We start from the raw sequence: 22625 nt of genomic DNA on the forward strand, positions 1-22625 counted from the left end.
AACGACAACGACAACGACAACGACAACGACAACGACAACGACAACGACAACGACAACGACAACGACAACGACAACGACAACGAAGATGATGATTGAGTAGAAATTCAGGCATAAAAAAGGAGGCAAGCTTGCCTCCTGAATTTCAACTTATCTAAGTTCAAGCATTGAAACGCATCGATAAATCAATAGCTTTCACATCTTTGGTCAAGACACCCATCGAAATATAATCAACACCTGTGCTGGCCACTTCACGTAAATTTTCAATGGTGATATTGCCTGAAGCCTCAAGTTTGCAACGACCCGCCACATGCTGAACAGCATCTATCATCTGTTGCTGGCTAAAGTTATCGAGCATCACAATATCAGCTTTGGCATCGAGGGCTTGATTGAGTTCATCCCAAGTTTCCACTTCAACTTCTACAGGCTTACCTGGAGCAATGGCATGTGCTTTGGCAATTGCCTGAGTAATGCCACCCGCTGCCATAATGTGGTTTTCTTTAATTAAAAAGGCATCAAACAAGCCTAAACGATGGTTTTGACCGCCACCGACAGTCACGGCATATTTTTGTGCAATACGTAAACCTGGTAAGGTTTTACGGGTATCTAATAATTTGGTGTTTAAGCCTTCAAGCTGTTGTACATAAGCCGCAGTTTTGGTGGCAACCGCAGACAAGGTTTGCACAAAATTCAATGCAGGACGCTCTACGGTTAATAGACTGCGAGCTGAACCTGCCAATTTTAAAAAGGCTTCGTTAGCAGCAACTCGATCTCCATCATTTTTTAACCAAGTCACTTGAACATTGGCATCGTAAGCTTGAATCAGTGCATTTACCCACGGCTGGCCTGCCAGAATCATATCTTCGCGGCTGATAATGGTCGCAGTGGCCTGCTCATCTTCAGGGGTCAGTAATGCGGTAATATCACCATCGCCAATATCTTCTTGCAGCGCTTGCTGAATATTGATTTGGATAGAGTGTTCAAGCAAAGATGGAGAGATGCTCATAAGATTTTCCGTGTCGGTTTTGCCCATGAAAATTGCGCGTTATATTAGCATTGTTCTGCGTCTGGATGTATTTTTTAGCCACGTTCGGGTGTAATTTAAGATGTTCATTGCCATGGCTTGGCATTAAACTGAAAATAGACTTCTATTTTTCTTTTCTAATTGCTTGAGGGTTGCCTTATGCAGCATGAGCCGTCGTTTCAGGTGGTTGAAGGACAATTACAGGGGGCAAGACAAGTCCCATCTCCAAATTTCAACGCCCGTCCGACAGACCAAGAGATTCAATTGCTGGTCATCCACAATATTAGTTTGCCGCCGTCACAATTTGGCGGGGGCTATATTGAGCAGTTCTTTCAGAATCAGCTGGATTGGTCGCAGCATCCTTATTTTCAGACTATTCAGGGCATGCAAGTGTCGGCACATTTGCTGATTTTAAGAACAGGCGAAGTGCTACAATTTGTCAATTTTGCAGATCGGGCTTGGCATGCAGGGCGTTCTAGTTATATGGCACAGCCTGAATGTAATGATTATTCGATAGGTATTGAGCTGGAAGGCAGTGACGATTTACCTTTTGAAGAGGTACAGTATGCACGTTTGGTACAAGTGGTGCAGGCCTTGCAACAGGCGTATCCACGTATTCAGCAGCATATTGCAGGGCATTCCGATATTGCCCCTGGTCGTAAAACTGACCCTGGGCCGTTTTTTGACTGGCAGCGTTTTCGTGAACAGTTATCTCAAGCTAAACATTACAGAAAAAATTGATCAATCAATAACAAAACTTTGTTGATGCTTTGATTACAATAGCGACTAAATTTTTAATTGGGTGGTAACGATGGCGCTTTGGCGATCGACCTTTATTGTCAGTGCAATGACCATGCTGTCACGGGTACTTGGATTAGTCCGTGACGTGGTGTTGCTGAATGTATTTGGTGCAGGTAAAGATTTCGATACCTTTGTGGTGGCGTTTCGTATTCCCAACTTTTTCAGGCGCTTGTTTGCCGAAGGGGCATTTTCGCAGGCCTTTATTCCGGTACTGACCGAATACAAAACCAGTCGTACCCATGCCGAAGTGCAAATTCTGATTAGTCGGGTTTTTGGCTGTCTAATGACAGTAATGACAGGGCTAACCTTTGTTGCCATGGTGGCTGCACCTGCAGTAATGTATATCTACGCACCAGGCTTCCATAGCGACCAAGCCAAGTTCGCTTTGGCGACAGATATGTTCCGCCTGACCATTCCTTATTTGTTGTTTATGTCGTTAACGGCATTTGCCAGCAGTATTTTAAACAGCTACGGCTCATTTACTACGCCTGCCTTTGCACCTGTATTGCTGAATCTGGCAATGATTGCAGGGGCATTATGGCTCACGCCGTACATGGCAGAGCCAATTATGGCACTGGGCTGGGCGGTGATTATTGCGGGTGCTTTACAACTTGCAATTCAAATTCCTGAATTGTGGCGTAAAAAACTGCTGATTCCACCCAAGGTTGATTTTAAACACGAAGGTGTGGATCGGATTATGAAGCTGATGCTGCCTGCCTTGTTTGGGGTGTCGGTCACGCAAATTAACCTGTTACTCAATACCATTTGGGCCTCTTTTATGCAGGATGGTTCGGTATCTTGGTTGTATAGTGCAGAACGTATGACAGAGTTGCCGCTAGGTTTAATTGGTGTGGCGATTGGTACAGTTATTTTACCGTCACTGTCTGCACGTCATGCAGAACAGAATATGGATAAATTCCGTGGCATGATGGACTGGGCGGCACGGGTGATTATTTTGGTGGGTGTACCTGCCAGTATTGCACTGTTTATGTTGTCTACCCCGATTATTCAGGCCTTGTTTGAGCGTGGTCAGTTTACCTTTCAAGACACTCAAATGACGGCTTTGGCCTTGCAATGTATGAGTGCAGGGGTAATTTCATTCATGCTGATTAAAGTTTTTGCACCAGGCTTTTATGCGCAGCAAGACACCAAAACCCCAGTACGTGTTGGTTTAATGGCCGTAGCAGCCAATGCCATTTTAAACGTGGTGTTCATTGGCTTCTTTAAACTGATTGATTGGGAAGCTGAGCACATGGCATTGGCGTTGGCATCTTCAGGTTCGGCTTTGGTCAATGCTGGCATGCTGTATTTTTATTTGCATCAGCGTAAGATTTTCCGTTTTGGTGCACACTGGAAAAAACTTATTCTGCAATTTTCCGTTGCCAATGCGGTGATGATTGCTGCGTTGTGGTACGCCTTAACTTGGTATAACGGTGATGTATCACAGTGGATGCGTGTCGCTGAAGTGACTGCACTATGTGTGGTAGGGGTACTGGCGTATGCGATTGGTTTATTGGCAACAGGTTTTAGACCACGTCATTTAAAACCATAAATACAGAAATCGCTGTTGAATGCATCCCAAACATCAAAGTAAAAAAATACCACAATTTAAATTGCGGTATTTTTCTCTCAGCGCTTGATCAAAAGTGTGAGCGGTGATTATTTTAAAATCTCTAAGAGTTCCACATCAAAAATAAGTGTACTGTTTGGCTCAATGGCATCACCTGAGCCAATTTGACCGTAGGCCAATGCAGCAGGAATGAAGAAGCGGTATTTGGCACCGACTTTCATGAGTTGTAAACCTTCTGTCCAGCCCTGAATGACTTGACTCACCTGAAATTCAGCAGCCTGATCACGAGCAATGGAGCTGTCAAATACTGTACCATCAATTAGGCGACCTTCATAATGGACTTTGACAGTCGAGGTGGCTTTTGGTGATTTACCTGCACCCGCTTGTAAGACTTGATATTGCAAGCCAGACTTAGTGACTTTTACCCCTGCCTTTTTGGCATTATTACTTAAAAAGGCTTGCCCAATTTTTGCATTGGCATCGGCTACTTTTTTCAGTTCAATCAGTTGCTTGGCTTCGGCTTGTTTTCTAAATTGGGTTAAAACCCGCGCCATTTCTTCATCGCTCAGACTAGCAGGCTGGTCTTGGGTAGCCATTTTTAAGCCTGTCATAAAGGCTTCTAAATCAATGTCTTTTAGCGTTTCAGCATTGCTTCGCCCCATTAAATAGCCAAAGCTATAACCCACCTGATCTGCGACAGGGCTTTTATTGGTTACTGTTTTTGCAAAACCACTGCTACTGAGTAGCGCAATACACACAAGGGCGAGGTGTTTTTTCATTATTTCCGTCCTAAGACAATACAGGAGAGCCAAGCTCTCCTGAAAGGGCGATGTTGTTATTTCACTTCAATCAGTTCAACATCAAAAATTAAGGTGCTGTTGGCAGGAATCATACCCGGTACGCCTTGTTCACCGTAGCCCAATTGTGATGGGATATACAGCGTGGCTTTGCCGCCTTCTTTCATAAGTTGTAAGCCTTCAGTCCAACCCGGAATCACTTGGTTTAGTGGGAATTCAATTGGTTCGCCACGTTGTACTGAGCTGTCAAATACTTTGCCATCGACCAGTTTACCGGTGTAGTGCACTTTCACCACAGAGCTTGCTGTTGGCTGTTTGCCTGTACCTTCTTTAACGACTTGGTACTGTAAGCCAGATGCTGTGGTTTGTACGCCTGCTTTTTTACCATTTTCAGTTAAGAATGAATCACTGGCAGTTTGGGCAGCTTGTGCTTGAGTCGCTTGTTTTTGTTGCAACTCTTGCTGGAACTGTTCATAGGCTTTTTGTAGTTCTTCTTCAGTATAAGCAGGTTGTTTACGCGCATGACCTTCACGCACACCTGTTACAAAGCTGTTGATGTCCAGCTCTGGTGGGGTTTGATGTGCCACTTCATAACCCAAAGCGTAGCTGATTTTTTCAACGGCTGAGGCATTTGCAGACGCCTTAGAAGTCGCAACCGCAGGGTTTTGAGAGGCATAATAAACAGGAACAAGTGCAGCACCGCCTAAAATTACAGCAACAGCGATGGGTAAGGCTTTACTCATAGGTTTTCTCAAATTCATTTTATAGTTAAAAAAGCAGCATTCATCTTAGCAGACTTTTTTACAGACTTTTCTATTTTGATACCTGCGTTGAAGCAGGTATCGATTCAACGTTTTAATATATGCTGCTTACGCAGTTTATTCTATAACAGACTGAATATCTAAAACATTTTTTATACATAAATCTTATCAATTCAGGATTCGCTGTGAGCAAATTAAGAAAACTCTGATTTAGTTTGAGCTGCAGGAAAATTTTTATTGTAATCGTAAAATGATTAAGACAGCGTTCTGTGGGCTTGTCGTCCAATAATTGGATTAACCTTCGGTTCGGCCCACTTTTACGAAATATACTCTCATTCGGTAAAATGAAAAGTTGAAAGCATCGCAAGAAAACCATCTTGCGATGCTGTGCTATTACCACTTATTTATTCGCCATATTAGAACTATTCATCCACAGTTGACTTGCGCTGCAAACAAAGCAGTGCTTGTTTTTGCTCAGGTTGTGGATGACACTTCCGAGTATCTTCATGTTATCTAGGTTTTTAGATAAGCGGTTTTACCTAAATAAAGATAGACATAAATATATTTGACTATCCTGATTTAACTTAAAATCAGTCAAAGTCGGCCTTTAACACCACCCGATAGCGAGCCTTGCCTTGATGCAAATGTTCAATGGCCTGATTGATCTGTGACATTGGAAAAACTTCGACTTGCGGGGCAATCTGTTTGCGTGCTGCAAATTGAAGTAATTGACGCAGAGCTTTGGGTGAACCTGTTGAAGACCCCGTCACTGATTTTGCACCACCAATCAAGCTGCCTGCCTTAATAGGCATGGGTTCCAGCGCTAAACCTAGCATGTGAATAGTGCCATGCGGTGCCAGCGTGCTTAAATAGGCATTCCAGTCCAAGCTCACATTTACCGTACTTAAAATCAGGTCAAATTTGCCACGTTGGGTTTTAAGCGCAGCGGCATCACGGCTGTTCACCACATGATCTGCCCCCATGGCCAACAATTCTGCAGTTTTGTCGGGGTTAGTACTAAAGGCCGTAATTTCACAGCCCCATGCTTTTAAGAGTTTGATTGCAATGTGGCCTAAGCCACCAATACCAATCACAGCAACATGATGCACTGCTTGAATTTGGTGTTTCAGAATCGGATCAAATACGGTAATACCGCCGCAGAGTAACGGTCCTGCACTGACAGGATCGACCGCATCGGGTAAGGGGATGACCCATTGCCAGCCTGCTCGGACTTTATCGGCAAAACCGCCTGCATGCCCAACAATGGTGGCTGTAGTGCCATTGCTGCACAGTACTTGTTCACCCGCTATACAGGCATCGCAGTATTGGCAACTGTCTGCTGTCCAGCCAATACCTACGCGTTGTCCAACTTTTAAGCCCTTGGCTTCTGCACCCAATTGGGTAATGGTGCCAATAATTTCATGTCCTGCCACTACAGGATAGACCGAAGAATGCCAGTCATTTTGAATGACCGAGAGATCGGAATGACATAAGCCGCAATATTCAACTTTGACTTCCACCTGATGTGCCTGCAGTTCACCTGCATCAAACTCATAGGCTTGTAGTGGTTCACCCGCTTGCATTGCGGCATAGGCTCGAATGGTATTACTCATATTGCATTGTCCTTGTCATGGGCTGACTGTGTGATTACGGCTAAGGATTAGTATGCTGAACCTTTGTCAGGGTTTTAAAGTTGCAGTGATTTTCATGGTCATTGACCATACCAACGGCCTGCATAAAGGCATAACAGGTAGTTGGCCCTACAAATTTAAACCCTTTTTTCTTTAAGGCTTTAGACATGGCCACACTGGTTGTGGTTTGTGCAGGGGCAAGACGATAGTCTGGCACGTCATTAGAAATTGGCTGCTGTGCGACAAAATCCCAGAGCCATTTCACAACATCTATCTCATCATCTTTTAATTTTTGCCATGCAATTGCGTTGTCACGAATGGCAGTTAATTTACCTGCGTGCCGAATCAGGCCTGCATCTTGTAATTTAAGTGCGATCTCGTCATCACTGAGGGCTGCAATTTCAGCAATGCTGTATTGAAAAAAATGCTGGCGATAAGCTTCACGTTTTTTTAGAACGGTAATCCAAGACAAACCTGCTTGTTGGCCTTCTAGGCAAAGCATTTCAAACAGATGTGCTTCTGCAAAGACAGGCCGTCCCCATTCTAAATCGTGATAGGCCATATAGAGCGGATCATCAGAGCACCAGCCACAGCGTTGTAAGGTCATGTGCGTACTCCTGATCAATTAAGGCATAAAATAATCGGGCAGATTAGAGCTGAAATTGCGCCCATTGGTCGTTTTGGTTATCCCAATAATATAATTCGGCCTGTTCTAAGTCCTGAAAGGAAATCCAGTTATCTTTACCGACTTTATCTGAGTAGCCTGTGCTGATGAGCAAGGCATCTTCGGTAATTTCCATGACCCAACCTTGATGGCTTTGTCCTGCCAATACAATTTTTTGTTGATTGCCAGATTCAGCAAATTCCACCAGTCGATTAATCAGGGCTTCAGACATGAAATGTTCCTAACAAAATTAACGTAAATAAGGATAAGGATTGACCGCACCGCGTCCTTTACCATTTAAATAGAGCCCATAATGCAAATGTGCTGCGGTATGTCGGGCATTGCCTGTATTGCCCACATAGCCAATATGTGCCCCAGCTTTGACATAATCGCCAACTTTGAGTCCACGCTTATGTCCATCTAAGTGTGCATAATAATGCCAAGTGCCTGCGGGGCCGAGTATCCAAATCACTTTACCACCTAAGCGATTATCGCGTAAATCTGCAATTAAACCTTCGGTGGCGCTATACACTTTGCTGCCTTTAGGGGCAATGATGTCGATGCCTTCATGCAGGCGTCCATTGCTGCGTGAAGCACCCCAAGTGTCACTAAGTCGATTTGCTTTAATGCCTCGCACTGGAATGGGCAAGCGGGTTTTTAATTGCATTTGATTGAGTTTGCGTACCAAGTCGGGTGGTAAGGGTGTACTGGGTTTTTTCGGGGCAGAACTACAGGCGGCTATCAGCAGCATGAGCATCGATACGCTTAAAATGGCAATCCATCGAAACATAGAACATCCTTGTAATAGCAGTGAATGCAATGCGTTGAGTGTTCACAATGTTTGACTATGTCATAGATTGATTGCCGAGATCAATTTTTTCATGGCAGTGGGAATTCCTAAATCACTGGCTTGTTGCGGGCTTAACCATTGTGCATTTAGCTCAATCGCAAGGTGTTCTTGCAAATCGGCATCGACCTGAAAACAAATGGCTTCGAGCTGCCAGGTGAAATGGGTAAAACTGTGAGAAATTTGTGCACGTTGCTGCACGTGTTTAAGACCTAAACTTTGGCACAACTGCTCAAAAGCCAATCTATCTTCAATCACAGGTAGACACCATAGCCCGCCCCACAGTCCTGTATTGGGACGCTGTTGCCAGAGCCATTGTTCAGCACATTGCAACACCAACACCTGTGCAGATTTTACAGGTACGGCTTTTTTCGGTTTTTTAAACGGTAGCTCTTGTTCTAAACCTTGTTGATGGGCTTTGCAGTGTTGCTGCATAGGACAATAAAGGCACAATGGTTTTTTCGGGGTACAAATGGTGGCGCCTAAGTCCATAATAGCTTGGGTGTAGTCATGGTTACGTGTGACAGGGCAAAGCTGCTCTGCCAGTTGCCACATGGCACGTTCATGCACAGGTTTGGATAAATCATCTTCAATGGCAAAAAAGCGTGCCAATACGCGCTTTACATTGCCATCCATAATTACGCCGTATTGACGTAAACCCAGTGACATCATGGCACCGCCTGTAGAGCGACCAATGCCAGGCAAGGCCATCCATTGTTCCAAGGTGCTTGGGAAATGCCCTTGCTGTGCCACAATTGCGGCTGCTTTATGCAAGTTACGGGCGCGGGCGTAGTACCCTAAACCGGCCCAATAAGGGGCAACTTCATCCCATGTGGCACGGCCTAGGTCTTGTACGGTAGGGAAGCGCTGTATAAAACGCTCAAAATATTGCAATACGGTTTTGACCTGAGTTTGTTGCAGCATAATTTCAGACACCCACACCGCATAAGGATCATTGGCCACTTGCCACGGTAAGTCATGGCGTCCGTGTTGATCGAACCACGTGAGGAGAGCATCAGAAAATGAAAAAGCAGTCATGCGAACCCAGTTTGTAAAGTAGCGGCCTAGTATAGCCAAACTGGCGCAGGAATGAGGTGCATAAAAAAGAAGATGACGCAGCATCTTCTTTTATTTGGGCTTGACCCTGTTGAGAGAAAAAAGCAGTCGCTTAGATTTGACCGCTCATGCCCCAACGGTTATCCAGTTTTAAGGTCTGACCTTCATAACGCGGAATAATGTGGATGTGTAAATGCTCAGATTTGGCATCGAATACATCGCCATCATTAAAGCCAATGTGAAAACCCGCAGGCTGATGACGTAATTGCAACTCATTGCGCGCCAGTTCCAATAAAGACAACAGGCTTTTACGCTCTTTGTCGGTGACTTCAAAAAAAGAACCCACATGACGTATTGGAATAATTACGCAATGTCCTTTAGACAGGGCATTCGGTTCAGGCAAAATCACCCCAAATTCATTTTTTGCCAAAACATCGTAATCATCATAATTGCAATAAGGGCATTGCTCAGTCATTGTTATATCCTCTTCTTTAAAATTTTCTTTGGCTTGCGTTGAGTATATGCTGCGTTATATGTACAGCAGATTAATTGGCCAAACGTCGATCTAGCACTTCATACATTGCCGCTAAACCTTGCTGCTCTGCAGAAGCGTTGTAGCCTAAATCTACACCGTTGGCTTTAGCACGCTCATCGGCTTGAGGGTTACTGAAGCCGTGTTTGGCATCTTCAAAAATAATCACTTCATGGTCAACTTGTGCCGCATGCATTTCTTCACGGAAACTTGCTACATCTTCTAAAGTCACCATGCTGTCTAGCTCACCATGCAATACCAAAATCTCGGCTTGAACCTGACCTTGTTGTGCAGGGGCTTTCGGGCTTAGGTTCGCGTGGAAGGTCACGACGGCTTGCACAGGAGCACCAGAACGCGCCAAATCAAGGACCACTTTGCCACCATAACAGAAGCCAATTGCAGCGAGTTTATCGCGATTTACTTCAGGTTGGGCAGCTAAAGCGTCTAAAGCTGCAGACGCACGAGTCACAATTGTGTCTGCATCTTCAAAAGTTTGCATCATCCATTCGTTGGCTTGAGTGGCGGTGGTGGTGACTTTTTTGTCGCCATACATGTCTATTGCCAGTGCAGCAAAACCATGTTCAGCCAGCTCTCGGGCACGTTGTTCGGTGTATTCATTGCGTCCCCACCATTCAGGTGCGACAATCACGCCCGCGACAGCTTCGCTGGTTTCTGGTGCTGCAAAATAACCAATCAGTTTGCTTCCATCTGCAGCAGTATATTCAATTTCGCGAGTTTTGATTGCTAAAGCCATGCCTTCTTTCCTTATCGTTTTCAATGCCATGATTAAAGCATAATAATATGGCACGCATTTTTAAAAACAGGGTAAAACCTGCTTATAAATGTGAGAAAATATTTTAAAAATCGTGGAATGGGTATGGATTTACTTAAAAACAGGCATAAAAAAAAAGAAGGAATCATCCTTCTTTTTTATTTAAGTTTTGCAGAATGTCTGACTAGACTTTCCCGCGAGATAAGAAACCAACAATTGCCAGAATAACAGCAATGACTAATAAGATAATGGCAAAGTCTTTAGACAGACCTGCAACACCACCAAAACCAAGTAGACTCGCGATTAATGCAATTACTGCAAAGATAATAGCCCAACGAAACATAATTTTTCTCCATGTGTTTTTATAGCTTCTGAATTCAGTATAGGGATGTGCGCGCAGTGCACTGTTTTGTTTTTGTGTATTAAATGTTCAGTTATTAAAGTTAAGTGTTTGATTCGTTTAAAGACTAAAGCAAGCCTACAAGTCCCCAGAAGGCTGTTATAATGGGGCGGTTTATATATTTTTTGTGCGCTATGTCTGATCAATTACGACCTGAATTTTGGAAAAACTATCCGCTGAATGCCTTAACTACAGCGGAATGGGAAGCCTTGTGCGATGGTTGCGGTTTATGCTGTTTGGTCAAATTAGAAGATGAAGACACGCAGGAAGTGGCTTATACCAAAGTGTCGTGTAAGTTACTGGATTGCAACACAGCGCGTTGTTCAGATTATGCCAATCGCTTTGAATTCGTACCCGATTGCATTCAACTTACCCCAGAAAAACTGGAAAAAATTCACTGGTTGCCGCCAAGTTGTGCTTATCGACGTTTAAAAGAAGGTAAAAATTTGCCGTCTTGGCATTATTTAAATACAGGTTCGCGACAAAGTGTGATTAAAGCCAAAAAATCTGCGGCAGGGCGCTGTATTTCAGAATTGGATGTTGCAGAAGAAGATATTGAAGATTATGTGGTGCGCTGGGTGCGTTGATTTATTTTCAATGTAAGGTCACGCTTAGAGTTTCAGAATAAATCAGCACGATTAGAAATACTCCAAAGCCTGAGATCATAGTAGACTAGAGTGAAGTCAAGTATAGAAATAACAAGATGTCAGAAAGTCATATTCCGCTGCCTGAGCGCTTGCGCCCACGTGATTTAGCGCAAATTATCGGCCAAGATCATTTACTGGGTGAGCAAGCACCATTGCGCCAAATGATTGATCAGGGGCATTTGCCTTCAATTATATTTTGGGGACCACCAGGGGTCGGAAAAACCACCATTGCTTTATTGTTGGCACAGGCGGTAGATCGTCCTTTTATCAGCCTTTCTGCGCTGAATACTGGGGTCAAAGAGCTGCGTGAAATTATTGCCGAAGGCGGTGACTTACTTACACCTGTGGTCTTCATTGATGAAATTCATCGCTTTAATAAGTCACAGCAAGATGCCTTATTGAATGCAGTTGAAAAGGGCAAAATCACCTTAATTGGTGCGACGACTGAAAACCCTTCATTTGAAGTGAACAGTGCTTTGTTATCTCGCTGTCAGGTCTATACCTTAAAAGCGCTAGATGCCGATGCAATTCAGACCTTGCTAACACAAGCCATTCAGCAAGATCAGTTCTTAAAAGACCGTTATATTCAGATTGAAGAATTTGATGCTCTAATTCAGTTTGCCGCAGGCGATGCACGCAAGGCTTTAAACTTACTGGACTTGGTTGCAAGTACCTTTGAACCAGATGTAGAAAACATCATCACCAATGCCATTGTGGTGAAGGTCGCACAACAAAATATTGCCCGTTATGACAAGTCGGGCGAACAGCATTATGACTTGGTGTCTGCCTTTATTAAGTCAATTCGTGGCAGTGACCCCGATGCAGCATTGTATTGGATGGCACGCATGCTCAAAGGTGGTGAAGACCCGACTTTTATTGCGCGCCGTATGTTAATTGCAGCTTCAGAAGATATAGGCAATTCTAACCCGAATGCCTTGTTGTTGGCAGGCGAGTGCTTCCGTTCGGTACAAGTCATTGGTATGCCTGAAGCACGGATTATTTTAGGACAATGTGCGGTGTATCTGGCCACCAGTGCCAAAAGTAACAGCACTTATTTGGCAATTAACAAAGCGATGGATTTGGCCGAAAAAACAGCGAACTTGCCAGTGCCACTGCATTTACGCAATGCACCAACCAAGCTGATGAAAGAACAGGGTTACGGGGTAGATTATTTGTATCCACACAATTACCCAGAGCATTTTGTGCTGCAGGAATATATGCCACCTGAATTGAAAGGCACTAAACTGTATGAGTCAGCACGTAATAAGCGTGAGGTTGAAGGCGAGCGTTTACAGCAACGTCGCTGGCAGCAAAATCAGTCATAAGCTATTTAGTGCAGCTGATAAAAATAATTGGCATAAAAAAAGCTCAAGCATACACTTGAGCTTTTTTGCATTGGTTTACAGACATCAAAGAGGTGTCTGTAAGCAAAGACTTAAAGCGGTTTGATGTTTACAGCGTTCGGGCCTTTTTGACCTTGAGTTACGCTGAATTCAACTTGTTGACCTTCATGTAAAGTCTTGAAGCCTGAGTGTGCAATTTCGCTGAAGTGTGCAAACACGTCTGGACCTGATTCTGGTTGAATAAAGCCAAAACCTTTAGTTTCGTTGAACCACTTTACAGTGCCTTTCATCGTAGTATTCGACATAGGGAAATATCCTGCTGAATTTTAATATTTTGCAATCTAAAAAGATTTGGAATAACTGGGAAAAAGATGCGACTTAAAATCTGAACAAAACGAAGGATTACAAAATAAAACTACGGACTTAGACGATTAAAACGAACTTCATATTTTTCTAGTATGGGTACAAGCATACACGGAATTGCAGAATACACAATTTAAATTCAAATTAATTTAAAAAAGGCAATCAGGTCATGTCTTCTAAATTCATTTATGTTGAACAAATCCGCTTTGTAATTTGTGCTTTGTTGGCACAGTAAAAATGAAAAAGCCGAGCAAAATAGCTCGGCCTTTAGAATTCAAGACAACTGTAGATTAGATGTTGTCTAAGTCGATGCCTAAACGTGCAGCAACTTCTTCATAAGCTTCAACCACACCGCCTAAACCTTGACGGAAACGGTCTTTGTCGAGCTTTTTCTTGGTGTCTTTGTCCCATAAACGGCAACCGTCTGGAGAGAATTCATCGCCCAATACGATACGGTCGTGGAATACACCAAACTCAAGTTTGAAATCGACCAGAATCATGTTACCTGCATCAAACAATGCTTTTAATACATCGTTGACTTGGTAAGTCAGTTCTTTCATTTTTGCCAATTGTTCTGCATTGGCCCAACCTAAAGCAATCGCTTGAGATTCATTGACCATCGGATCGCCAAGCGCATCGTCTTTAAAGAACAATTCAAATGTTGGTGGGGTTAATTCTTTGCCTTCTTCTACACCTAAACGACGGCAAAGTGAACCTGCAGCGTAGTTACGAATTACACATTCTACAGGAATCATGTCTAATTTTTTCACCAATACTTCGTTTGGTGTAAGTAGCTTTTCAAAGTGAGTTTCGATACCCGCTTCAGCCAATTTTTCCATGATAAAGGCGTTAAAACGGTTGTTCACCTTACCTTTACGATCTAGTTGTTCGATTTTTTCGCCATTGAACGCAGAGGCATCATCACGAAAGACTAAAATCAGGTGGTCTGCACTGTCTGTGGTATAAACAGATTTCGCTTTACCAGTATAGAGCAAGGTTTGTTTTAACATGAGGGAACCTTTTTCAAAAAAAAATGCCTAGTACGGCTAGGCTGGCCAATTTTGGTAAATCTGGGCCAACAGATCTGCAGCTTTTTCTTGGTCTGCAAAGCTGTTATCGGCATTGAACACGGCTAAGTTGTTGCTCGAACCGACAGAGGTCAATCTTAAGACATAAATCTGTTGATCGACCTTAATGGTTGCCTCGTAACGGTTCTTACTTTGACCAACAATGCTGTAATTCAGACTGCTGAGGGTGGCAAGAGTGTATTGCCAAATTGTAGCAGAATTTCCATCAATTTTGAGTAACGGATTTTGGTTTCCATCAACTACAGGCTGAGGACGGCCAATTTGAGTACTGTCTTCAACAGTCGTATTCGCTTGCACAGCTTCAGGACGTGGCATTGCAAAACGGTTGCCACGTGAATTTTCAAGCTTAGGCGCATTGGCCGTTGCGAGCGGGTCAACGCTTGGTGCAGGATACAATGGCGTTGCAGGTCGAACCACAGAACCTTCAGGATATTGAAGTGGTGCTAAAGTGGTGGTGTCTTTATAGTCCAATGAACCATTGTTAATGGCCAGAGAACTACAACCAGCCAAACTCAATACTGAAAGTGCGGCGATAAAACCAAAACGTAATTGCATCATACTAAGCTCTTTTATTGAATGACACCCGCAGCCTGAAGGGCTTCGCGTAGCGGTGCACGATATTGTTCTGCAAGCGGAGTTAATGGTAGGCGAATCCCTGTACCAATTAATCCCATTTCATGAAGTGCCCATTTCACAGGAATTGGGTTCGATTCACAAAATAGAATATTGTGTAAATTTGCAATCGTACTGTTCTGTTGCTCTGCACCTGCCGCATCACCTGCAATTGCTGCTGCGCAGACTTGGCTCATGGCTTTCGGTGCAACATTGGCAGTTACAGAAATATTGCCTTGTGCGCCGTGTAGCATCAGTTGATATGCCGTCGCATCATCACCCGAGTAAACCACCATGTTTTTGCCGTTTAAGCCAGCCAATAATTCCTGACCACGTGGCACATCGCCTGTTGCGTCTTTTACGCCCACAATATTCGGGATGTCGGCCAAGCGAATGACGGTTTCGTTAGACATGTCTACGCCCGTACGACCTGGTACGTTATATAGAATGATCGGTAAATCTACCGCTTCTGCAATGGCTTTATAGTGTTGATATAAACCTTCTTGGGTTGGCTTATTATAATAAGGCGTTACCAATAGGGCTGCATCTGCGCCCAGTTGTTGTGCTTCTTTGGTCAGTTCGATGGCTTCATGCGTTGAGTTTGCACCAGTACCAGCAATGACAGGAATACGCTTATTTGCGACGCGAATAATTTCTGCGATCACTTTGGTGTGCTCTTCCATACTTAGGGTCGATGCTTCACCAGTTGTGCCCACAGCAACAATACTGTTGGTGCCTTGTTCTATGTGCCACTCAACCAGCTTCTCGAGACCTTTCCAATCTACGCTGCCATCTTCTAACATTGGGGTGACAATTGCGACAATTGAGCCTTGAATGGTCTGTGCTTGCTGAGTCATTTTTTAAAAAGATCCTATTTTTCCATCCACAATGGTGTAGAAAAGAAGACGTGGATGGTTGCAGTATTTTGATTTGGGTCAAAATTTAATCAATTTGATTAAATAATGCTTAGCCAAATTATGACTGATTCAGTGTGTCAGAACAATATGCTTTCGTCAAAGCAAACAGAAACTTTGTGAAGTTCAGTAAAAAAATGAATTGAACAGGTATTTGTTTTCACAATAAAAAGCAAAAACGATCGCAGCAAAGCTGAAATGATTTTCTGCAGGTATTTAGATCATGCTACGTGAGCCATTTTTAATGCTGCAGGCTGAAATTTGTCGCTGAAACCATGATTATTATAGAAAAAAACACTCAATTCAGAGTTTATAGCTCTTATATCTGAGTGTTTTAATCGGAATATATGGGGTTTTTGCCTTTTAGATTAATAGCTTTTAAGTCTACTCTGCTTCATGCAGGCTTCTTAAATAGTGAGAATTTTCTAGCGAAATAGTGGTATTTATTCAAAAAAATGATGGGAACGCAGCTGAATTATTGTTTTTTTCGCTATGTTTTTTTGCCGCACAATTTATTTGTACTGTCTTCTGATCTTCAAAAAATCACTTTGGTCTAACACTTATTGATAGCTATTGCTGCTGTTTAAAACTGCGCAAGATGCAGGCTTTCACATGGCTATCTAATTCTAGTAGAGGGACCCAATGGATAGATCAACACAACATACAGATCAACGGCATGCGGTGATTACCGTTGCGATCTGTTTTTTAATTGCAGTCATTGAAGGCCTAGATATTCAGGCAGCGGGTATTGCGGCTGCGGGTATTCGTGAACATTTTGGACTAGACAGCTCACAACTTGGGGTGTTTTTTAGTGCGGGTATTTTAGGTTTATTGCCTGGGGCATTGGTTGGTGGACGATTTGCAGACCGTATTGGTCGTAAAAAAGTACTGATTTGGTCGACTGCGGTATTTGCCTTATTTACTTTGTGTACCGTTTGGGTCAATAGCTTTGAAAGTTTATTGGCGGTACGTTTCTTGGCGGGTGCGGGCTTAGGTGCTGCTATGCCAATTTTGATTACCTTGGCTTCTGAAGCAGTTTCACCACAAAACCGTGGTCGTGCTGTGGGCTTAATGTATTGTGGTATGCCTGTGGGTGCAGCCATTTTATCTTTAGTGGCCAGTACAGATTTTGGTTCAAACTGGAAAAACATTTTCTATTTGGGCGGTTTGCTTCCGTTTATTGTGATTCCGTTGATGATGTGGTTATTGCCAGAATCACGTGAGTTTTTAAAAGCACAAGCAGCAGGCAATCATTTGGCCGCACAAAATGCTGCGCCTAAAGCATCTTTTAAAGATTTATTTAACTCACAAAACTTAATGCGTACCTTATTTATTTGGGTGAGCTACTTCTTTACCTTAATGGTGGTTTACATCATGTTGAGCTGGTTGCCATCCTTATTTATGGAGTTAGGTTTCTCACGTAAAGAAGGCAGTACAGCACAGTTCTACTTTATGGTGAGTGCAACTGTAGGTACCGTAATTTTAGGTATGCTGACCGACCGCTGGAAAAAAGCCTACGTTATTTTGTTGATGTACGGTGGCATTTTGGCAGGCTTATTTGCACTGAATGCAGCAGGTTCACTGACCCAAATGTATATGGCATCGGCCTTGGTGGGTGCATTCGTGATTGGCTGTCAGGGCGTGTTGTATGCTTTTGGTAGTATTGTTTACCCAACTGAAGTACGTGGTACAGGGGTAGGTGTGGCTTCTGCCGTTGGCCGTGTGGGGGCAATGCTTGGCCCTGCAATTGCGGGTCAGTTATTGGCAGCAGGCTTTGGTGCGGCAGGGGTCGTATCAGCAGCCATTCCTTGTATCATTATTTCAGCAGTCTTCATGTTGTTATTGGTACGCCGTATTCAAACTGTTTAAAAGGATGAGAACAGCTTGAAGTCAAAATAGCCCGCAATGCGGGCTATTTTTTGTTTTGATTGAAAATTTTGAGTGAGCAAACCGCTTGATTTAGTGTGACAAGTACTGTCGCACAGCTGCCTGTTTTATCGAGGGATATCCACCACAAAGGGTATAATAGAACGTAAAAAAACAGTTAAAAAAATAAGAGTGTGATGGACATGAAACAGAAAAAATTGATTGCTGAGTTTCAGGTCAGCCAACAGCAGTTTTCACTGTATTTGGTTGAATACGAATTTATTTTAGAACTTAAACGCAAGTTTCAGGCAACACGGACATCCCCAAAACAAAACGCATGGCTGGCGTTTGCAGATCAAGCCACTTATGAAGATGTTAATGCAGGGATTGATGCCTTTCAGGTCATGTCTTTAGCCCGACAACATTTGGTGAACTATTTGACTCGGCATCCACTGCCTTATTTTTATTTCCATGCTGCCACAGCACGTAAAGCCAAAGTCTATCCGCGTTTTGTACGGCAGTTATTGTCACAACTGCCCGCCTATCAACATTGTGTGGAACAGGGTTCTTTTTATTTTTATCAAAGTGATACAACTCAGGTTTAAATTTCAGCTATGCTGATGGCAGTGTTTAGCTTTGAAAAGGAAACAGCATGCAGCAGGTCAATAGCGCCCTGATTGTGGTGGATGTGCAAAACGGATTTTGTCCGGGTGGAAATTTGGCCGTTGCCGACGCCGATCAAATCATTCCCTGCATTAATGCGCTTGGGCGCGTGTTTCATAATATTGTGATTACGCAAGACTGGCATCCTGCAACGCATGTATCCTTTGCGGCAAACCATGCGGGCAAGCAAGCTTATGAACAGATTCAGCTCAGCTATGGTGAGCAGGTACTTTGGCCTGTGCATTGTGTGCAAGGTACGTCCGATGCTGAACTACACCCAGACCTAGATTTACCAACAGCACAACTGATTATTCGCAAAGGTTTCCACCCTGAAATAGACAGTTATTCTGCCTTTATGGAAGCCGACCGCAAAACCACAACAGGATTAGCCGCGTATTTAAAGGCACGTGGGATTGATACGGTTTATATTGTGGGCATTGCCACCGATTTTTGTGTGGCATGGACGGCAATGGATGCTTGCCAGTTAGACTTTCAGACTTATGTGATTGAAGATGCCACCAAAGCCATTGATCTAAATGGTTCTTTGCAGCAGGCATGGCAACAAATGCTGGCACATGGTGTGCAGCGGATTCAAAGTGCAGATATTTTAAATTAATGTCAGATACATGGTCTAAGATAAAAGAAGTCACTAAAAGTGCTGTTTTGCTATAAAAATGTATTGAATGTAAGATAAAACAAACAAAATCAATTTCTTAGATTGACCTTGTACTGACGAAATGTTCTGCAATTGGTTGTGGGTGTAACATGATTGTCATAATCTCTACCTACCATGCCTGCACTGAGGCGAAATAAGCAGACTGTCCCAAAACAGCATAGAGAAGATATGGAACACTTTCAGCATTCATCTGATACTTATTTTAATCGTGAACTTTCCTTAATTGAGTTTAACCGTCGGGTCTTGGCGCAAGCATTAGACCCTGATTTACCTATTTTAGAACGGTTGAACTTTTTAATTATTTTTTCACGTAATTTAGATGAGTTTTTTGAAATTCGAGTCGCTGGGCTAATGAAGCAGCTCGATTTGAATGCGATTACCCGTACCCCAGATGCAATTCCAACTGAACACGTGTTGGCAGAGCTGTCAGATAAAGTCCATCAGGCGGTCAAACAGCAATATGACACCTTAAACTTTGCAATTTTGCCGCAGTTACAAAGCTTGGGGATTCATTTTATTCAGTTTCAAGACATTCTAGATAAACATAAGGCTTGGATTGCCGACTATTTTGCGCGTCAGGTACAACCTGTTTTAACGCCAATCAGCCTTGACCCTTCGCATCCATTTCCACGTTTAGTCAATAAAAGCCTGAACTTTATTGTTAGTTTGCAGGGCAAGGATGCCTTTGGGCGAGAAATTGAAATGGCGATTGTACCTGCGCCACGTTCATTGCCTCGTTTAATCAACTTACCTAAAGAAGTTGCAGGCAGTGCGACAGAACACATTTTCTTGACGGCTATTATCCAACAGCATATCAATGATTTATTCCCAGGCATGAAGGCTACAGGCTGCTATGCATTTCGGGTGACGCGTAATGCAGACCTGATTTTGGCAGAAGATGTTGATGATTTGGCGGTAGCCCTTAAAGATGAACTTTCATCGCGTCGTTTTGGTCGCGCAGTGCGTTTGGAAATTGAAGATGACTGCCCGCAAGACATTATTGACTACTTGCTAACAGAATTTGATTTAGATGAACAACAACTCTATCGGATTAGTGGCCCAATCAATCTATCACGTCTGACCAGTAGTTTTGACCGTCCTGAATTAAAGTATCCACCTTTTGTGCCTGTTATTCCCAAAGTATTTCGGAAGCAAAAACCAATTTTTGAAATTCTAAAAAAGCAGGATGTGTTGCTGCATCATCCTTTTGACTCTTTTCAGCCTGTGATTAATTTACTTAAAGAAGCGGCGAAAGACCCAAATGTATTGGCAATTAAGCAAACTTTGTACCGCAGTGGCCCTGACTCTGAAATTGTACAGGTACTTGCAGAAGCTGCACGTAATGGTAAAGAAGTTACGGCAGTGATTGAGCTGCGGGCACGTTTTGATGAAGAGTCCAACATTATGGTGGCCAACGTCTTACAAGAGGCGGGTGCTGTGGTGGTGTATGGTATTGTGGGCTATAAAACCCATGCCAAAATGATTTTGATTGTGCGCCGTGAGCAAGACCAGTTGGTGCGCTATGTGCATTTGGGTACGGGGAACTATCATGCGGGCAATGCGCGCATGTACACCGACTATGGCTTAATGACCACACATCCTGATATTTGTGAAGATGTGCATCGTGTGTTTCAGGAACTTACAGGCATGGGCAGATCGGCAAAATTAAAAACTTTGCTGCACGCACCATTTACCTTGCATAGTGAGTTGTTGAAACTGATTGAGCAAGAAATTGCCTTTGCGCAAGCAGGCAAAGCTGCCCGAATTATGATTAAAGTCAATGCACTGACAGAGCCTGAATTGATTACGGCCTTATACCGTGCTTCGCAGGCAGGGGTACAGGTTGACTTAATTATTCGCTCAATTTGCTGTTTGATTCCACAAGTCAAAGGCATGTCGGAACGTATTCATGTGCGTTCGATTGTGGGACGTTTTCTGGAACATACTCGTGTTTATTATTTTGAGCATGGCGGGGCGAAAAAATTGTACTGTGCCAGTGCCGACTGGATGGGACGCAATTTATTTTCACGGGTGGAAACCTGCTTCCCAATTTTGGATGAGAAAATTAAACAACGCATTGTAGAAGATGGCTTGCTGAGTTATTTACATGACAACCAAAATGCTTGGGAACTTCAGGCCAATGGTGAGTGGAACAAAGCAGAGGTTGGTCAATCAGCGGCTTATAGTGCACAAATGCATTTGGTGGAACAAAAGCAACTGAATCTATAAACAGGCAAGTATCCCAAAATAAAAAACCTGAGTGGTGATATTTCCACTCAGGTTTTTGTTTTCTGGTGAGCTTCACCGTACTTTTATTATTTAAGCACTTTTAGAAGATTTACCTTTTAAAATTTCAGTTCTAAGGCTTTGTGCCAGTTCAGCCGAAGCACTGTCCATGCCATTGACCATAAAGGCGTGTCGCATCAATACATTGGTTGGATTTGGCATACTTACCAACTCATAATGCGCAGATAACTCGTCTAACAATTCATTGGGCAAGTGCACGGCATTTTCGCGGGCAGACAGTTGATTAACCAATCGCTCTGCCGCTTGAGCAGCAGACAGCTGCATGGCGTCTACCGAAGTAGATAAACCACTACGGGTTTGTAACACGAAGCGTTTTTCTTCACGGTAGCGCTTATAGAGTACTTCTGACAACAATTGGAATACGGTGCCAATCATGGCCATACATGGCACAGCATTAGGCGTATTGGCTGCAATACTGAGGGTTGCACCTTCTTCATGGAAGGGTTGCACGGTTTGAATATCTGAACGGTTTAGTTTGTAGTGCTGTACGCACAATTCAATGCTTTTATTTAGAAAAATTTGGCACAGACTAAAATATGGTACAGAAACAGTTTGATTGACGGTGTCTAATAACTGTTTTGGATCATAAAACTGAATATTGAGTGCAATGTTATTTTCGGGTTGCGCAGGCTCAATGGCTTTATTGGTTTTAGGTGGCAAGACTGGTTTAGGCTGCTGCTGAGCTTGAGCCAATGCCAAGGCAGTTTGGTGTTTTTCTTGTTCCAGTGCCTGTGTTAAAGCTTGCAACTCATGTTTTAAGCGTGACTCGTTGTTAATACGTGCCAGATATTCACTACGGCTTGGACGGGCAATGGCTCGATATGCTAACCACAATAAACTGTGAATAATTAAAGACAATAATGTTGCTAGCCACTGTGTTCGTAAAATTTCACCAATACTCGGTTGAATCAGCGTAATTTCAATGCTGCCGACTTTCTTTTCATTCACCAGCGCATCACGTACAAAAACTTCGCCTTGACGAGTACGTGATTGTCCACCTGTGGCCAAGACCTGATTGTGGGCATCTAAAATGCGAATAGAAGCAATGCTTGGATTGGTGGCATAGCGATTCACCAACAAGGCCAGCGATACCGTATTGGCAGGTTCCAGCTCAGAAAGGCTGTCGGTGACCAGTTGGCTGGTCATTAACTGCCCCTGATTGGCGCGGTTTTCATTCAATTGGTGTGTTGTTGCAAGCACCAATAAAAAGGTGTGAAAAGCAAAACTTACAATCAATAGGCTAGCAAATAGCCCTTGTCTAGGCGCATTCAAGGTAAAACTTCCAAGGCATTTA

At 43.3% G+C, this 22625-nt stretch carries 24 protein-coding genes; 8 read left to right on the plus strand and 16 right to left on the minus strand.

The features are described from left to right. Positions 1-157: 157 nt before the first annotated feature. Positions 158-1003, minus strand: a complete 846-nt coding sequence (nadC, locus tag HHA41_RS02995) for a carboxylating nicotinate-nucleotide diphosphorylase (RefSeq protein ID WP_168417639.1) — start codon at positions 1001-1003, stop codon at positions 158-160. 177 nt (positions 1004-1180) lie between these two features. Between nadC and ampD the strand changes: the two genes are divergently transcribed. Together ampD and murJ are read left to right on the plus strand one after the other, a co-directional pair. Next, a complete protein-coding gene (ampD, locus tag HHA41_RS03000) occupies positions 1181-1762 on the plus strand; it encodes a 1,6-anhydro-N-acetylmuramyl-L-alanine amidase AmpD (RefSeq protein WP_168417640.1) in 582 nt (193 codons plus the stop codon). A 61-nt stretch (positions 1763-1823) separates the two neighbouring features. After that, complete coding sequence (gene murJ / locus HHA41_RS03005) at positions 1824-3374, plus strand: murein biosynthesis integral membrane protein MurJ (protein WP_194559200.1); 1551 nt, start codon at positions 1824-1826, stop codon at positions 3372-3374. A 107-nt stretch (positions 3375-3481) separates the two neighbouring features. On the opposite strand, the gene HHA41_RS03010 is transcribed toward murJ, so the two are convergent. From HHA41_RS03010 to HHA41_RS03055, 10 genes are all read right to left on the minus strand, one after another. Beyond that, positions 3482-4171 carry an FKBP-type peptidyl-prolyl cis-trans isomerase gene (locus HHA41_RS03010; protein ID WP_168417642.1) on the minus strand — a complete coding sequence of 230 codons (690 nt, stop codon included), beginning with the start codon at positions 4169-4171 and terminating at the stop codon, positions 3482-3484. A 56-nt stretch (positions 4172-4227) separates the two neighbouring features. Continuing rightward, complete coding sequence (locus tag HHA41_RS03015) at positions 4228-4932, minus strand: FKBP-type peptidyl-prolyl cis-trans isomerase (protein WP_168460465.1); 705 nt, start codon at positions 4930-4932, stop codon at positions 4228-4230. Between the two features lie 608 nt (positions 4933-5540). After that, positions 5541-6563: an NAD(P)-dependent alcohol dehydrogenase gene (locus HHA41_RS03020; protein ID WP_168460466.1), complete on the minus strand. Its 1023-nt coding sequence runs from the start codon at positions 6561-6563 to the stop codon at positions 5541-5543. Between the two features lie 40 nt (positions 6564-6603). Continuing rightward, entirely contained in the window at positions 6604-7188 is a 585-nt protein-coding gene (locus HHA41_RS03025; protein WP_168460468.1) for a DNA-3-methyladenine glycosylase I, read from the minus strand. Between the two features lie 43 nt (positions 7189-7231). After that, the gene (locus HHA41_RS03030; protein ID WP_168417646.1) at positions 7232-7477 is read right to left on the minus strand and encodes a hypothetical protein; all 246 of its coding nucleotides are present in this window, start codon (positions 7475-7477) and stop codon (positions 7232-7234) included. 18 nt (positions 7478-7495) lie between these two features. Beyond that, entirely contained in the window at positions 7496-8035 is a 540-nt protein-coding gene (locus HHA41_RS03035; protein WP_168417647.1) for a M23 family metallopeptidase, read from the minus strand. A 60-nt stretch (positions 8036-8095) separates the two neighbouring features. Then, positions 8096-9130 (minus strand): A/G-specific adenine glycosylase, encoded by a 1035-nt coding sequence (mutY, locus tag HHA41_RS03040; RefSeq protein ID WP_168417648.1) that lies wholly within the window; start codon positions 9128-9130, stop codon positions 8096-8098. Positions 9131-9260: 130 nt separating this feature from the next. Further along, the gene (locus HHA41_RS03045; RefSeq protein ID WP_004974104.1) at positions 9261-9623 is read right to left on the minus strand and encodes an HIT family protein; all 363 of its coding nucleotides are present in this window, start codon (positions 9621-9623) and stop codon (positions 9261-9263) included. Positions 9624-9693: 70 nt separating this feature from the next. After that, positions 9694-10434 carry a dienelactone hydrolase family protein gene (locus HHA41_RS03050; RefSeq protein WP_168417649.1) on the minus strand — a complete coding sequence of 247 codons (741 nt, stop codon included), beginning with the start codon at positions 10432-10434 and terminating at the stop codon, positions 9694-9696. Positions 10435-10636: 202 nt separating this feature from the next. Then, on the minus strand, positions 10637-10795 hold the full coding sequence (locus HHA41_RS03055; RefSeq protein ID WP_004647174.1) for a DUF1328 domain-containing protein: 159 nt from the start codon (positions 10793-10795) through the stop codon (positions 10637-10639). Between the two features lie 191 nt (positions 10796-10986). Here HHA41_RS03055 and HHA41_RS03060 point away from each other — a divergent pair, with 191 nt between their 5' ends. Both HHA41_RS03060 and HHA41_RS03065 read left to right on the plus strand, forming a co-directional pair. Beyond that, positions 10987-11439, plus strand: a complete 453-nt coding sequence (locus tag HHA41_RS03060; protein ID WP_168417650.1) for a YcgN family cysteine cluster protein — start codon at positions 10987-10989, stop codon at positions 11437-11439. Positions 11440-11555: 116 nt separating this feature from the next. Further along, positions 11556-12824 carry a replication-associated recombination protein A gene (locus tag HHA41_RS03065; RefSeq protein WP_168417651.1) on the plus strand — a complete coding sequence of 423 codons (1269 nt, stop codon included), beginning with the start codon at positions 11556-11558 and terminating at the stop codon, positions 12822-12824. A 110-nt stretch (positions 12825-12934) separates the two neighbouring features. Here HHA41_RS03065 and HHA41_RS03070 read toward each other — a convergent pair whose 3' ends face one another. From HHA41_RS03070 to dapA, 4 genes are all read right to left on the minus strand, one after another. Further along, complete coding sequence (locus HHA41_RS03070; RefSeq protein ID WP_168417652.1) at positions 12935-13147, minus strand: cold-shock protein; 213 nt, start codon at positions 13145-13147, stop codon at positions 12935-12937. Between the two features lie 348 nt (positions 13148-13495). Then, positions 13496-14215 carry a phosphoribosylaminoimidazolesuccinocarboxamide synthase gene (purC, locus tag HHA41_RS03075; protein ID WP_004974116.1) on the minus strand — a complete coding sequence of 240 codons (720 nt, stop codon included), beginning with the start codon at positions 14213-14215 and terminating at the stop codon, positions 13496-13498. A 36-nt stretch (positions 14216-14251) separates the two neighbouring features. Next, the gene (locus HHA41_RS03080; RefSeq protein ID WP_168460542.1) at positions 14252-14848 is read right to left on the minus strand and encodes a lipoprotein-34 precursor (NlpB); all 597 of its coding nucleotides are present in this window, start codon (positions 14846-14848) and stop codon (positions 14252-14254) included. A 14-nt stretch (positions 14849-14862) separates the two neighbouring features. Further along, entirely contained in the window at positions 14863-15762 is a 900-nt protein-coding gene (gene dapA, locus HHA41_RS03085) for a 4-hydroxy-tetrahydrodipicolinate synthase (RefSeq protein WP_168460469.1), read from the minus strand. 699 nt (positions 15763-16461) lie between these two features. Here dapA and mhpT point away from each other — a divergent pair. The 4 genes from mhpT (at position 16462) to ppk1 (ending at position 21253) form a co-directional block, all read left to right on the plus strand. Beyond that, positions 16462-17688: a 3-(3-hydroxy-phenyl)propionate transporter MhpT gene (gene mhpT, locus HHA41_RS03090; RefSeq protein ID WP_004974130.1), complete on the plus strand. Its 1227-nt coding sequence runs from the start codon at positions 16462-16464 to the stop codon at positions 17686-17688. A 200-nt stretch (positions 17689-17888) separates the two neighbouring features. Further along, positions 17889-18290, plus strand: a complete 402-nt coding sequence (locus HHA41_RS03095) for a hypothetical protein (RefSeq protein ID WP_168417654.1) — start codon at positions 17889-17891, stop codon at positions 18288-18290. A gap of 47 nt (positions 18291-18337) precedes the next feature. Then, on the plus strand, positions 18338-18964 hold the full coding sequence (pncA, locus tag HHA41_RS03100) for a bifunctional nicotinamidase/pyrazinamidase (protein ID WP_168417655.1): 627 nt from the start codon (positions 18338-18340) through the stop codon (positions 18962-18964). Positions 18965-19138: 174 nt separating this feature from the next. Next, entirely contained in the window at positions 19139-21253 is a 2115-nt protein-coding gene (ppk1, locus tag HHA41_RS03105) for a polyphosphate kinase 1 (RefSeq protein ID WP_168460470.1), read from the plus strand. 90 nt (positions 21254-21343) lie between these two features. On the opposite strand, the gene HHA41_RS03110 is transcribed toward ppk1, so the two are convergent. Next, positions 21344-22603, minus strand: coding sequence for a hypothetical protein (locus tag HHA41_RS03110; RefSeq protein ID WP_168460471.1), 1260 nt, complete (start codon positions 22601-22603; stop codon positions 21344-21346). Positions 22604-22625 lie beyond the last annotated feature (22 nt).

The organism is Acinetobacter sp. A1, assembly GCF_012371315.1.
GTDB lineage: Bacteria > Pseudomonadota > Gammaproteobacteria > Pseudomonadales > Moraxellaceae > Acinetobacter.